The sequence below is a fragment of the Mesorhizobium sp. M0152 genome (assembly GCF_040322415.1).
Taxonomy (GTDB): domain Bacteria; phylum Pseudomonadota; class Alphaproteobacteria; order Rhizobiales; family Rhizobiaceae; genus Mesorhizobium.
On sequence record NZ_JAMYTH010000005.1, the window covers coordinates 16,529 to 29,939 of the forward strand.

The 13,411-nt window shown below is 64.4% G+C and carries 13 protein-coding genes; 4 read left to right on the plus strand and 9 right to left on the minus strand.

What is annotated here, in order from left to right; all coding sequences use genetic code 11:
* Positions 1 to 17: 17 nt before the first annotated feature.
* Complete coding sequence (gene dnaQ / locus NKJ26_RS07065) at positions 18 to 746, plus strand: DNA polymerase III subunit epsilon (RefSeq protein WP_352694721.1); 729 nt, start codon at positions 18 to 20, stop codon at positions 744 to 746.
* A gap of 9 nt (positions 747 to 755) precedes the next feature.
* Here the strand turns inward: dnaQ and NKJ26_RS07070 are convergent, their stop codons facing one another.
* The 9 genes from NKJ26_RS07070 to NKJ26_RS07110 form a co-directional block, all read right to left on the minus strand.
* A complete protein-coding gene (locus NKJ26_RS07070; protein ID WP_352694722.1) occupies positions 756 to 1,703 on the minus strand; it encodes an alpha/beta hydrolase in 948 nt (315 codons plus the stop codon).
* Entirely contained in the window at positions 1,700 to 2,380 is a 681-nt protein-coding gene (locus tag NKJ26_RS07075; RefSeq protein ID WP_352694723.1) for an isochorismatase family protein, read from the minus strand. Before NKJ26_RS07075 ends, NKJ26_RS07070 begins: the two co-directional genes overlap by 4 nt.
* Positions 2,381 to 2,693: 313 nt before the next feature.
* On the minus strand, positions 2,694 to 3,998 hold the full coding sequence (locus NKJ26_RS07080; protein ID WP_352694725.1) for a M24 family metallopeptidase: 1,305 nt from the start codon (positions 3,996 to 3,998) through the stop codon (positions 2,694 to 2,696).
* Between the two features lie 152 nt (positions 3,999 to 4,150).
* The gene (locus NKJ26_RS07085; protein WP_352602664.1) at positions 4,151 to 5,116 is read right to left on the minus strand and encodes a GlxA family transcriptional regulator; all 966 of its coding nucleotides are present in this window, start codon (positions 5,114 to 5,116) and stop codon (positions 4,151 to 4,153) included.
* A 68-nt stretch (positions 5,117 to 5,184) separates the two neighbouring features.
* On the minus strand, positions 5,185 to 6,354 hold the full coding sequence (locus NKJ26_RS07090) for a trans-sulfuration enzyme family protein (RefSeq protein WP_352694726.1): 1,170 nt from the start codon (positions 6,352 to 6,354) through the stop codon (positions 5,185 to 5,187).
* The gene (locus tag NKJ26_RS07095) at positions 6,351 to 7,790 is read right to left on the minus strand and encodes a pyridoxal-phosphate dependent enzyme (protein WP_352602667.1); all 1,440 of its coding nucleotides are present in this window, start codon (positions 7,788 to 7,790) and stop codon (positions 6,351 to 6,353) included. Before NKJ26_RS07095 ends, NKJ26_RS07090 begins: the two co-directional genes overlap by 4 nt.
* 176 nt (positions 7,791 to 7,966) lie before the next feature.
* Positions 7,967 to 9,301: an FAD/NAD(P)-binding protein gene (locus tag NKJ26_RS07100; RefSeq protein WP_352694727.1), complete on the minus strand. Its 1,335-nt coding sequence runs from the start codon at positions 9,299 to 9,301 to the stop codon at positions 7,967 to 7,969.
* A 31-nt stretch (positions 9,302 to 9,332) separates the two neighbouring features.
* Complete coding sequence (locus NKJ26_RS07105) at positions 9,333 to 9,812, minus strand: RrF2 family transcriptional regulator (RefSeq protein ID WP_352602670.1); 480 nt, start codon at positions 9,810 to 9,812, stop codon at positions 9,333 to 9,335.
* 147 nt (positions 9,813 to 9,959) lie between these two features.
* Positions 9,960 to 10,124: a hypothetical protein gene (locus NKJ26_RS07110; RefSeq protein ID WP_352694728.1), complete on the minus strand. Its 165-nt coding sequence runs from the start codon at positions 10,122 to 10,124 to the stop codon at positions 9,960 to 9,962.
* A gap of 457 nt (positions 10,125 to 10,581) precedes the next feature.
* Here NKJ26_RS07110 and tauA point away from each other — a divergent pair, with 457 nt between their 5' ends.
* The 3 genes from tauA to NKJ26_RS07125 all read left to right on the plus strand — a co-directional run bounded on the left by tauA (position 10,582) and on the right by NKJ26_RS07125 (position 13,392).
* On the plus strand, positions 10,582 to 11,595 hold the full coding sequence (gene tauA, locus NKJ26_RS07115; RefSeq protein WP_352694729.1) for a taurine ABC transporter substrate-binding protein: 1,014 nt from the start codon (positions 10,582 to 10,584) through the stop codon (positions 11,593 to 11,595).
* Positions 11,596 to 11,761: 166 nt separating this feature from the next.
* Positions 11,762 to 12,535: a taurine ABC transporter ATP-binding protein gene (locus NKJ26_RS07120; protein WP_352694730.1), complete on the plus strand. Its 774-nt coding sequence runs from the start codon at positions 11,762 to 11,764 to the stop codon at positions 12,533 to 12,535.
* A complete protein-coding gene (locus tag NKJ26_RS07125) occupies positions 12,532 to 13,392 on the plus strand; it encodes an ABC transporter permease subunit (protein ID WP_352694731.1) in 861 nt (286 codons plus the stop codon). The genes NKJ26_RS07120 and NKJ26_RS07125 overlap by 4 nt, the downstream gene beginning before the upstream one ends.
* Positions 13,393 to 13,411 lie beyond the last annotated feature (19 nt).

Here is a 13,411-nt window from a genome sequence, read left to right on the forward strand (position 1 = left end):
AGGAGCGGACTGATTCGATGCGTGAGATCATTTTCGATACGGAAACCACGGGCCTTGATTCGCGCGACGACCGCGTGATCGAGCTTGGCGGCGTCGAGCTGGTCAACCGCTTCCCGACCGGCAAGACCTTCCACCACTATATCAACCCACAGGGCCGGGCGATCCACGCCGAGGCGCAAGCGGTGCACGGCATCAGCGCGGCGGACCTCGCGGGCAAGCCGACCTTTGCCGATATTGCACAGGAATGGCTGGCCTTCATCGACGGCGCGAAGCTGGTAGCGCACAACGCCACCTTCGACATCGGCTTCCTCAATGTCGAGTTCGGCCGGCTGGGTCACCCCGTCGTCGATCCCGGCCTTGTCGTCGATACGCTGGCGCTGGCGCGCCGCAAGCACCCGATGGGGCCTAATTCGCTCGACGCGCTCTGCCGGCGCTACGGCATCGACAACACAAGGCGCACCAAGCACGGCGCCTTGCTCGATTCCGAACTGCTGGCCGAGGTCTATATCGAGCTGATCGGCGGCAAGCAGGCGGCGCTCATCCTCGACAGCGCCACCGCGCCGGCCGGCGGTGGCGAGAACGTCCGCCAGATCGAAATTGTGGTCAGCCAGCGCCCGGCGCCCTTGCCGCTACGTCTGACCGAGGCCGAGCGCGCCGCGCATGCCGGCATGGTCGCCACGCTCGGTGAAAAGGCGCTCTGGCGAAACGTTGCTTCAACCGAAGCAAGTGTCGTGACGCCGCAGTAAGGCGAAGTATCAGTAGGGCCAATCCCCCCGGCCGAGCGCCGCAATCGCGGCGATGATGCGCGCAAACGCTTGCGCCGCGGCCGGCACCGTGGTGCGGGCGCGCAGGAAACTGTGGACCAGCCGTTTCTCCTCGTGCCACCACGCCTTGCCGCCGGCAGCCAGGATGCGATCGCGGTAGGCCTCGCCATCCGAGGACAGCGGGTCGCACTCCGCCGTGATGATCACCGTCGGGGGCAGGCCGGAGAAGTCGTCATCACGCAATGGCGAGAAGCTCGGATCGCCGGGCGATTGCCGCTTGGCCGAGCGGACGTCGCGATAGAAGCCGATGTCGGCCACGGACAGCAGCGGTGCGTCGGCATGCTCGACATAGGAGCCCGAGTTCTCGTCGCCGCCGAGTTCGGGATAGATCAGCACCTGTCCGATCGCCTCGCGCCGGCGCGTCGCCCGCGCTACCGCCGCCGCCAGATTGCCGCCGGCGCTCTCGCCGCACAGAACAAGCGGCCTGTCCGTCGTGGCCGCCCATTCGAAGGCGGCCAGCGCGTCGTCGAAAGCCGCTGGATGCAAATGTTCGGGCGCCAGCCGGTAGTCCACCGACAACACGTCGAAGCCGGTGCCGGCGCAGATCTCGGCACAGATGTCGTCATGACTGTCGAGCCCGCCGAGGATGAAGCCGCCGCCGTGATGATAGAGCACCGTGGCCGGTGCGTCCTGACCGGCGATCTGGTAGCGCCGGACCGGGATGTCGCGTCCAGCGGCGGCGATCAGCCCGTCGCTGGCCTTGACGCCTGACGGACGGCCTTGATGGAAGGCCCGGCACATTCTGTCATAGACCGCGCGCTGCTTGTCGATCGGCAGGCCGGTGACCTCCGGCGGATACCAGGCGTTCACCGCGTCGATATAGGCCCACAGGGCCGGGTCGAGCCGTGTTTCGTATTTGCCGCGGCTCCCGGCAGTCATAGATCGGCGTAAAGCTCGGCCGCGTTGTCGAACGTGAAGCGCAGCGGTACCGAGCCTTCGACCTGCCAGGCGGTGGCGGTCTCGCCGGCCAGCAGCCGGCATGCGCCGTCGGTGTCGGTGACGGCGCCGCCATAAAGCCGGTTGGCGAGGTTGAGGATGGCGGTCTGGTGCATGGCAGCACTGCCGCTGCCGCAGGCATCCTTGACCAGCAGCACGCGAAAACCTTTTGCCAGCGCGTCCTTCACCGTGGCGTCGATACAAGCCTCGGTCCACACGCCGGCAACGACCAGCCATTCGATGCCGGAGGCCCTGAGCTGATCGGCGGCCGGCCCGGTGCGGAAGGCACTGGCCTCGGCCTTGATCAGAAAGGTCTCGCCATTGGTCGGCGCCACCTCATGGCAGATATCGGTCAGCGGATCGCTCTTGTCGGAAAAGGCCGACTTGCCGTCGGGGCCGAGCGGATGAAACGGCCGCTCCTGGCGGTCGAGGTCGACGATATAGGCCCAGTGATAGAGCGGCACATGGTTCTGCCGCGCCACCGCCTGCAGCCGCTGCACGTTGGCGAGGATTTTTTCAAACCCCTCGACGAGATAGCGCTCATCCTGCCGATGCTCTTCCTGCAGGTCGATGAAAACAGCGGCCACCGTGCCGCGCTTGATGGCAATGGGGCTTTTCATGCGGATGGGCCTGGGGTGCGGGCCAACGCGGCTCCGTTCAGTGGGCTGGCGCAGGCCCTGGCGATTGGCCGGTGCCTCCCCACCTTCGTCATCCACGGGCGGAGCAGGAGCGAAGCTCCGTCGCGGAGACCCGAGGATCCATGCCGGGAGGTTAGCCGAAGGGTGCAGCGGAGCAGAACTTGCACCGTTGCGGCGCGTTGAAGTCGCGGCATGGATCCTAGGGTCTGCGCCGCGTCGCTACGCTCCTTGCTCCGCCCTAGGATGACGAAGCGATGGGAGGCCGCGACAGTCGCCAAGGAGCGCGGATCCAGCATCAAACCTGTTTCTCCAGAAATTCATCCTCATAGGGGAAGCGCGACAGAAGTTCGGTGCCGGTTTCGGTAATCAGGATCTCGTCCTCCAGCTTGACGCCCTCGCGGCCGCCCTTCTCGCCGATATAGCTTTCGACGCTCACCACCATGCCTGGCACGATATGGCCGTCGCGGCCATAGGTCTCGTAGTCAATGGCATGGGCGATGAACGGCGTCTCGCCATGCATGCCGACCCCGTGCATCACCGAGGTGTAGCGCTGGTCGACGAAGCGGTCCGGGATCTTCCAGGCTTTTTCGGCGATTTCGCGGAACGCCATGCCGGGTTTGACGATCGAGATGTTGTGCTGAACCTGGTCATGCGCCATGCGGTAGAGCGACTTCTGGTAAGGAGTCGGCTTGCCCGGCCCGCAGCGGAAGGTGCGCGAGAAATCCGAATAATAGCCGTAGCAGCCGATCGTATCGGTATCGAGCGCCAGAAGTTCGCCGGGCCGGATCTTGCGGCCGCTGGCCTCGTTGAACCACGGATTGGTGCGCTGGCCCGACGTCAACAGCCGCGTCTCGATGAACTCGCCGCCCTGGCGGATGACCTCGCCATACATGATGGCGAACAAATCGTTTTCGGAGACGCCGGGCTTGATCGCCTCGCGCACCGCATAGACCGCCGCCTCGGCACCGGCCATCGACACCTGCAGGCATTTGACTTCCTCCAGTGTCTTGACCGCGCGCACGGCCAGGATTTCGCCCTGGCAATCCCTCACCTCGCAGCCGCGCTTTTCCAGCGCCAGCGCCTGCAGATGGCCGCAGCGGTCGAGCCCGAGCTTCATCGAGCCGCCGCCATGCTGCTTCAGAAGCTCGGCGATCTCGTCGGCGAAAGGACCGGCGGTTTCGTCGTCGCGGCCCGAGACCGACGACCAGACGAGCTTGGACGGACGCGCCTCGTCGATCATGTCGAGCACCATCGAGACATGGTAGCTCTGCGGGTATTCGAACAGCACGATCGGCCCTTCGGTGGGGATGAAGAAGTAGCGGGTCGAGTTGCGCAGGAAATAGCCGAACATGTTGCGCGACCCGGTGGCGTAGCGCTGGTTGTAGGGGTCGAACAGCACGACGCCGCCATAACCGGCCTCGCGCATCCAGCCGCGCAGCTTGGCCAGCCGGCCCTTGCGCAAAGCATCCGCATCGATGAAGGACGGCTCCGTGTCCGACAGCCACATGCCGCCCGCCGGATCGGCCGCCGCGGGATGGCGCATGCGGTCCTTGAAGTCCACGTCTTCTGTGCTGTCGGGATCGAATACGACGATGCTCATGGGGGTACGGCCCTGGGTGGGTTGCAAGGTGAGACCATGGCGCAGGAGGCGTGGGAGGATTGTGCGGAAAACCGCGTGTGTTGTGCGGGATGCCGCTGGGTCAGATAAGAGATGCAGGCGCTGTCCCGCCGACGTCTCATCGCGTCAGCGACCTAATGCCTTCTCGCCAGTTTCGGCGGATGGCCATGCTCTTCCCGAAAAGCTCGGGCAAAGCTCGACATCGAGGCAAAGCCGCAGGCCAGCGCTACGTCGCGCACGGCGAGCGTTGAGTGCGCCAGCAGGTCGGCGGCGCGCTTCAGCCGCAGCCGCCGGTAGTAGCCATTGGGCGAGATGGCGAGTTCGGAGCGGAAGGAGCGTTCGAGCTTGTCGGAGGAGACGCCGAGCCGTGCGGTGAGCTCCGCCATGCCGAGCCGCTCCTCGACCGCGTCCTCCATGATGGCGATGGCCGACAGCACCAGCTCGTTCTGGACGCCGGTTCGCAGGCGCAGCGGCATCAGCTTGCGATCGACGCTGGAACGCAACTGGCTGTGCACGAACCATTCGGCGACGCCGGCGGCGAGCTCGGCGCCGTAGTCGTTGGCGATGATCTCGAGCATCATGTCGAGGCTGCCGACGCCGCCGGCGGACGTAAAGCGCTTGCGGTCGATGACGTAGAGATCGCGCCGGAGCTCGATGTTGGGGAACGCCTCGGTGAACGCCGCCTGGCTGGTCCAGTGCAAGGTGCAGGCATGGCCATCGAGCAGGCCGGCACGAGCGAGAAAGAATGCCGCATCCGCCACCGCGCCGATATGGGCACCATTGCGCAGGCTCCTGCGAATCCAGCTTGCCGCGTCCTCGGCGACGAGATGATCGGCATCGCCGCCCGAGCAGACGACGATGCGATCGACCTTCGGCGCATTCTCGGCATAGAACCCGGGCTGGATGACGACGCCGTTCGAAGCCTCGACCGGGCCTTTTGTGCCACCGACGATGATCCAGCGATAGCACTGCCGTTTTGCCAAGATATTGGCGGCGCGCAGCGGCTCGATAACCGAGCTGAACGCCATCATCGGAAAGCCGGGAAACACCAGCACCGCGAAGGTCAGGGGAGTTTCGGGAGGTGTTTCGCGCGTGGCCATGGGGCGCTACACTTCGGACAGTTGGGGCTTTGGGTCAACTGAGTGCGATGGCCGGCCTCCCGATTGCGCTATTCCCTCAGCGCCTGCTCCAAATCCGCGATCAGATCGTCGCCATCCTCGATCCCCGCCGACAGCCGCACCAGCGAATCCGAAATGCCGATCTCGGCGCGCTTCTCGGCCGGGATCGATCCATGCGTCATCAGCGCGGGGTGCTCGATCAGACTCTCCACGCCGCCGAGGCTCTCGGCCAGGGTGAACAGTTGCGTGCGCTCGAGGAAGCGTTTTGTGCCGGCGAGGTCGCGGTCGAGCACCGCCGATATCATGCCGCCGAAAGCATGCATCTGCTGGACGGCGACGGCATGTTGCGGATGGCTGGCGAGGCCGGGATAGATGACCCTGCGCACATCCTTGCGGGCTTCCAGCCACTGCGCGATTTTCAGACCGTTGTCGGAATGCCGCTCCATCCTCAGCGCCAGCGTCTTCAGGCCGCGCAGCGCCAGAAAACTATCGAACGGACCCGATATGGCGCCGATGGCGTTTTGCAGGAATTTCAGCTGGGCGGCGAGATCCTTGTTGTCGCCGACTACGGCGACGCCGCCAACCATGTCGGAATGGCCGTTGAGATATTTCGTCGTCGAATGGACCACGATGTCGATGCCGAGTTCCAGCGGCCGCTGGATATAGGGGCTGCAAAAGGTGTTGTCGGCAACCGTGAGAATCCCCTTGCGCCTGGCAAGGGCCGCGACGCCTTCGAGGTCGACGATGCGCAGCAGCGGGTTGGTCGGCGTTTCCACCCACAGCAGTTTCGTCTCCGGGCGGATCGCCGCCTCGACGGCGGCAAGATCGGTGAAATCGACGAAGCTGACCTTGAGATCGGCCGAGCGCTTGCGCACCCGCTCCATCAGGCGGAAGGAGCCGCCATAGATGTCGTCGGTGGCGACGATATGGGCGCCGGAATCGAGCAGCTCCAGCACAGTGGCGATCGACGCCAGCCCGGAAGCAAAGGCGAAGGCCGCCGAGCCTGTTTCGAGATCGGCCACGGCACGCTCGAAGGCGAAGCGCGTCGGGTTCTGGCTGCGGGCATATTCGAACCCCTTGTGCACCCCCGGCGACTGCTGGCCATAGGTCGAGGTGGCGTAGATCGGCACCATCACCGCGCCGGTCAACGGATCATGGTTCTGGCCGCCATGAATGGTGCGCGTCGAAAAAGCCAGTCGGTTCTTGCCGGATGAAGTCATCGTGCGCGCCTCAGATGGTTGATCAGGTCGATGCGGGTTATCAGGCCGATGAACTCGTCGCCGTCGAAGATGATGGCGACCTCGTTGCGGTCGAACACCGGCAGCAGCGCGTCCAGCGTCTGGCTCGCCTGCAAAGTGTGCAGATTGGAGGTCATGGCCGTGCGCACAGGGCCGTTGAAGCGCTCCCAGCGTCCGTCATACGGGCCGTCCACCTTGGCCAGTATATCGCTCTCGTCGACGATGCCGACGAGCTTGCCATTGTCGAGCACCGGCAGCTGCGAGACGTCGGAGCGGCGCATGCGGCCATAGGCGTTGAGCAGGCTTTCGTCCGGACCGACATAGACCGTGTCGCCGGTGCGATGCGAGCGCATCACCAGGTCGCGCAAATCGCCATGCTGCTCGTGCTCGGCCAAGCCCTGTTCGGCCAGCCAGAAATCGTCGAACACCTTCGACAGGTACTTGTTGCCGCTGTCGCAGACGAAGGTGACGACGCGCTTGGGCAGCGTCTGTTCGCGGCAATAGCGCAAGGCGGCCGACAGCAGCGTGCCCGACGAAGAACCGGCGAGAATGCCTTCCTTCGACAGCAGGTCGCGCACCGCCAGCATGCTCTGCTTGTCTGATATGGAATACGCCTTCTTGACCAGCGACAGATCGGCATTGGGCGGCACGAAGTCCTCGCCTATGCCTTCCACGGTCCAGCTGCCGGCCTCAATCATCTTGCCGGTCTTGATCAGCGGCGCCAGCACCGAGCCGACCGGATCGGCGAGCACCATTTCCGTCTTCGGCGATGCCTTGGCGAAATAACGGCCAAGCCCGGTCAGCGTCCCGCCGGAGCCGACGCCGACAACCACCGCGTCCACATCGCCGCCGAGCTGCGAAAAGATTTCCGGGCCGGTCGTCGTCTCATGTGCCTGCGGATTGGCCGGATTGGCGAACTGGTTGGCATAGAAGGCGCCGGGCACTTCGGCGGCGATCTTCTCGGCCATGTCTTGGTAATATTCGGGATGGCCCTTGCCGACATCGGAGCGCGTCATGCGCACTTCGGCGCCGAGCGCGCGCAGATGCTGGATCTTTTCGCGCGACATCTTGTCGGGAACGACCAGCACGATGCGATAGCCCTTCGGGATGCCGACTTGGGCAAGGCCGAGCCCGGTATTGCCCGCGGTCGCCTCGACGATTGTGCCGCCTTGCCTGAGCTTGCCCTCTTTCTCGGCGGCGGCGATCATCGACAGCGCGATGCGGTCCTTGATAGAGCCGCCGGGATTCTGGCTCTCGAGCTTGATGAACAGCCGGCACTTGCCGGTGTCGAATGTGGTCAATTCCACCACCGGCGTCTGGCCGATCAGGTCGAGAACCGACTTGTAGGGCGGACGCAGACGGGACGTTGCGCTTTCCGCAGGGGCGCTGTCCGACGCGGCGACCTTGTGCTTGCTCATATCCGTGCTCCATGATCAAGCGGCCGCCTTGGGGGCGGGCGGCAGCGTATCCTCTTTTCCAGCCCTTTGCAGTTGGAAAGAAGATAGATCGTGCCAATCAACCGGCCAGATGGAGAATGTCATTCCGGGTTGGGCGTCCCCGCGCAAGGCTCTGCAGGGCGCCGTAGAGCGACGACCTACCCCAGCAGCCGTCTGCTCAGCCTGGCGCATTGCACCCGGATGTCGGGAATGGCGTCGATCTCGAAGAAGGTGCCGCGCGTCAGTGGGCCGACGGCCAGGATCTTGGTCGACACGGTGCCGTCGCTGGCGATGATCTCGCAATTGGCGGTGACATCGAGGCCGATGCGCAGCGGGTCCGGCCGTGCCAGCCCGCGGTCGACCAGCGAGCGCACGACGCTGTTCGAAGACGTCGAGATGTCCCTGACGATGCCCGAGCAATCGTAGATGCGGGCAACGTCGAACGTCTCGAGGCGCTGGGTGTGGCGCGACTGGACCGCGACGATGAATCCGTCATTGGCCGTCACGTCGACGACGCGGCCGGCGACAAGGCGAATGCGGCCGGATTGCACCGCGCCGGTCACCTTGGCGTAGACTTCCGGCGCCATGCGATGGCGATGGATATCCCACCAGGCCTTGGTGTGCTCGACGAAGCGGCGCTTGGCCGAAGATGGCCAGTTCTGCCAGATATTCTGATTGAACGGGCGCAGGCCGTCGACCACGTCGCGCCAGTCGACGCCGGCTTTCTGGTTCTCGCGAATCAGGTCGCGGAACCAGCCGACGAAATAGGAAAGCTGGGTACCGAGCGGGATGTCGGCAATGTCGAGCTTGATCGGATTGCCCTTGCGGTGCGGCGACGGCAGCAGCCCGCGCCGGGAAATGACGACGATCTCGCCCTTGTGGCCACGCTGTTCCAGCGCCAGGAAAGCGTCGACCATGCTCAAGCCCGTACCCAGCACCATGACACGACTGTCCGGGCCGAGCGCGGTGTCTGCCTCCGAGCCCATCCTGATCGCATGGCCGTGCGCCGGCTGCTCGTCATGGCCGGTGGCCAGCACGGCAAGATGCGAGACGACGCTGGTCCCGTTGGCGAGCACCACCTCGACCCCGGAAGCGGTGGGCGAGATCGACCGGCTTTCCTCGCGGATCAGGCGCAATCGGCCCGTCGCGCGCTCGCCCGCTTCCAGATCGTCGAGCAATTCCTTGAGATAGCGAGCATAGAGGCTGCGCGGCGCGTAGACCGGCGCCTGTTCCGGGGTTGCAAGGCCGCGTTCCAGCAGCCAGCGCCAGAAATTGCCGGGATCATCGGCATAGGCGCTCATGCCGGCGGCGCTGACGTTCAGCACATGTGCCGATAGCAGCGTCGAATAGGCGATGCCCTGGCCGAAATGGGGGCGCTTCTCGATCAGCGTGACCCGCAGATCGGGATTGGGCGATTTCAATAGATGCGCGGCCAGCACGACGCCGCTGGCGCCGCCGCCGACAATGATGATCGAATTGGCGCGCCCGGTCATGCGCGTTCTAGTCCGGTGCGAAGCGCTGGCGTCAGGCCTGGATTTTCACCGCCGCGACCGCAAGGTCGTCGATATCTCTCGCGACCGTAAGCTCGTCGCTGGCGATATCGCGCATTTCGGCGAGGCTGCGCTGGTCGAGCACCTCGGCGATCGCTTGCCGGACCTCGAGCATCAGATGTCGGACTTGGCATGTCGCCTCGTTGCAGTCTTCACAGCGCTGATACTGGGTGCGGCTGGCACAGGGAATAGGTGCCAGCGGCCCGTCGAGGACGCGCACGACATGGCCGACCTTGATCTCGTCGGCAGGCCGCGCCAATCGGTAGCCGCCATCCTTGCCCTTGCGGCTCTGGACGAAGCCGGCATTGCGCAGTTCGCCCAGGATTGCGTCGAGGAATTTCTTCGGGATGTTGTTGCCCGTCGCGATGTCATTGACGAAAGCGAGCTGTCCGGCCGGTATCCGCGCGAGGTGTATGAGCGCCTTGAGGCCGTACTTGCCCTTCTTTGTGAGCATGAGCCGAACGTTTCTCTGTCATGCGGTGGGCCGAAGCCACCTGTTGCGAAACGCCTGGCGTGCCTCCTCGCCGCGTCCAAGCATCCATGACACATAAATTCTAGTGACATGATGTACAAGCCGAGAGCTGTTGATTTTGCTTCATTTTCAAGCTGCTACGGCCATATTTGCCGGCGTTTGTGCCTTTGAGAGCACAGAAATGCGCTTCGCCGGCAGCAAGACGGCAAATGGTTCCAGGGCAGCAGCGGTGGTTTGCGTCGACCCGCACGACGTTGAAAGCCAGCCGAGAGCGATCATGGATTGGTCGCGCATCGTCGCCTCCATTCCTCAATGTAAGAATACTATACTTACCCCTCGACACGCGGAATGTGTTTTCAAATCCTTGGCTGTTTGAGGCATGAATTCGCCCGGCGAGCGTCAGCGCGGGAAATCTCGTTCGTAACCCGCGATGCCGGCGGTATCGCGGCAGAGACACGGGTCCATTCCGTTTTCTTCGAGCGTTGGTGAGGTGCAGAACCTTGCAGGACGTTGACGGGACCACCCTATGTCCTGTCGGCATCGGAAGACCTTGGAGGCAGCCGAACTCCAACATCACGGCTCGAATCAGGCCGTGAGATCGCTCGCAACCGCCCTATCCGCTTCAGCAACGCGCTATCCGCAGCTTTTTTCTAACAAGCCGGCTTTGGTTGGAAGGATTTAACTCTACAGGAATGATAGAATTAGCTGACTATGATGAGGCATTCCGATTTTCTCTTTTCAGGAGCCCTTCATGTCCACCATTTCGCGACGCATTCTTCTCCTGTCGTCGGCAGCACTTGCCGGTGCCGCCTTCCTCGGCCCGGTTTTTGCCGACGACCTCAAGATCACTATCGGCTACCAGACGGTGGTCGAACCCTCGAAAGTGCCGCAGGCCGACGGCACCTACGAAAAGGCAACGAAGGCGGCGATAGACTGGCGCAAATTCGACTCCGGTGCCGACGTCATTGCCGCGGTCGCTTCCGGATCGGTCGATATAGGCTATGTCGGATCGAGCCCGCTGGCGGCGGCGGCAAGCCGCGACCTTCCCATCCAGACCATTTTCATTGTCGGCTTGATCGGGCAATCCGAAGCGCTGGTCGCGCGCAACGGTGCCGGCATCGACAAGATCGCCGATCTCGCCGGCAAGAAGGTGGCGGTGCCCTTCGTCTCGACCACGCATTACAGCCTGCTCGCCGCCTTGAAGCACGAGGGCGTCGATCCGAAATCGGTCGAGATCCTCAATCTCAGGCCACCGGAAATCGCAGCCGCCTTCGCGCGGGGCGACATCGATGCGGCTTACGTCTGGGATCCGGCGCTTGGTCAGATCAAGACGACGGGCAAGACCGTGCTGGACTCCTCGCAGGTCGCCGCCTGGGGCGCGCCGACCTTCGACGCCTGGATCGTGCGCACCGACTTTGCCGACAAGAACCCGGAAGCGGTGCGCAATTTCGTCAAGGTGACGGGTGCCGCCTATGCCGCCTTCCTGGCCAAGCCGGACGCCTGGTCGGTGTCTTCGCCGCAGGCGGAAAAGATCGCCAAGCTCACCGGCGCCAAGCTGGAAGAAGTGCCGCAACTGCTCAAGGGCTATGTCTTCCCGACGCTGGAAGAGCAGGCCTCCGATAAATTCCTCGGCGGCGGCACCGTCAGGGCGATCGAGGCGGCGTCCGCTTTCCTCAAGGAGCAAGGCAAGATCGACGCCGTGCTGCCTGATTATACGAAATACGTGACATCGAAATACGCCACCGAAGCGCTGGCCTCGAACTGAAGCAAGGATTTGTTTCACGCAATTCCGGACGCGAACCGCTGCACACTTCCTGGAATTGCTCCGAACGCGCGCGCGCTCTCCTTCCCGGGCGCCGCGTGCTGTCTGCCCCGGAACTGCTGACGAGGCGCGGTTTCGGGGCAGTTCAACGAACCTCCCGTGAGGACCCATGCCGCATCTCGTGCTCGACAAGATCTCGATTCACTATCACGGCCAGCCGGCGCCCGCGGTCGAGCGCGTGTCGATCAATGTCGCCAAGGGCGATTTCGTCGTGCTTGTCGGCCGTTCCGGCTGCGGCAAGACCTCGCTGCTCAATGTCGCCGCCGGCCTTGTCAGGCCGGTGCGCGGCAGCGCCGCGATCAACGGCCGGCCAATCACCGCGCCAGGCTCGGACCGCGCTGTGGTATTCCAGAACGATGCCTTGTTTCCGTGGCTGACGGCCCGCGAGAACGTTGCCTTCGCATTGCGGTTGCGCGGCGTCAGACCGGGCGAACGGGCCCGGCGCGCCGACGAGCTTCTGGCGCTGGTCAAGCTCGACGGCGTCGGCGACAAACACATTTGGGAGCTTTCCGGCGGCATGCGCCAGCGCGTCGGCCTCGCCCGGGCGCTCGCCGCCGAACCGGAATTCCTGCTGCTCGACGAACCGCTTGGCGCGCTCGATGCGCTGACGCGTGAACGCATGCAGACGACGCTGCTCGATTTGTGGACGGCCAGCGATGTCGGCGTGCTGATGGTTACGCACGGCATTGAGGAAGCGCTGGTGCTCGCCACCAGCGTCGTCGTGCTGGCTCCGGGTCCAGGCCGCGTTGTGCGGACTTTCGAGCCCGCCTTCTCCAGGCGCTACGCGTCGGGCGAAGCCATTCGCAGCATCAAGGCCGACCCGGCCTTTGCAGCGGCGCGCGGCGAATTGACCGACGCCATCTTCGAGGGAGAGACGGCATGACTCTCACCTCCTACACGGAACGGCCAGGCCACAAGATCGACGAGGCTGAAGGCCTGTCGGTGCCTTGGTCCAGGCCCCGGCCGAAGCGGGCCGGTGTTTCGGCGCGCATGGTGAGCGCCGTGACGATACTGGTTGTGCTGGCGGCGTGGGCGCTGTCGGCGCGCCTGCAGCTTGTATCGCCGGTTTTCTTGCCCTCGCCCGTCGCCGTGTGGAACAAGTTCGTTGTGGTCGCCCGCGACGGCTTCGTCGATGCGACGCTGCTAGAGCATGTCGTGGCAAGCCTCGGCCGCGTGTTCGCCGCGCTCGTCGCGGCCATCCTTATTGGCGTGCCGGTTGGGCTCGCCATCGGCATCAGCACGGTCGGACGCGGCATCTTCGATCCGCTACTGGAATTCCTGCGGCCGATCCCGCCGCTCGCCTACCTGCCGCTGGTCATCATCTGGTTCGGCATCGGCGAGCCGTCGAAGATACTGGTGATTGCCATTGCCATGCTGGCGCCGGTGGCGCTGTCGACCGCGTCGGGCGTTCGCGGCGTCTCGCAGGAGCGTATCAATGCGGCGCGCTCTCTCGGTGCGACACGCGCGCAAGTGGTCCGCCACGTGATCCTGCCCAGCGCGCTGCCCGCGATCCTGACCGGCCTGCGCATAGCGCTCGGCGCCGGCTGGTCGACGCTGGTCGCCGCCGAACTGGTGGCGGCGACGCGCGGGCTTGGCTTCATGATCCAGTCGGCCGCCCAGTTCCTCGTCACCGACGTGGTAGTGATGGGCATATTGGTGATCGCGGCCATCGCCTTCTTGCTCGAATTCACCATCCGCCGGATCGAACGCGTGCTCGTTCCCTGGGCGGGACGCGAATGAAATCGAAAGGAGAGACACG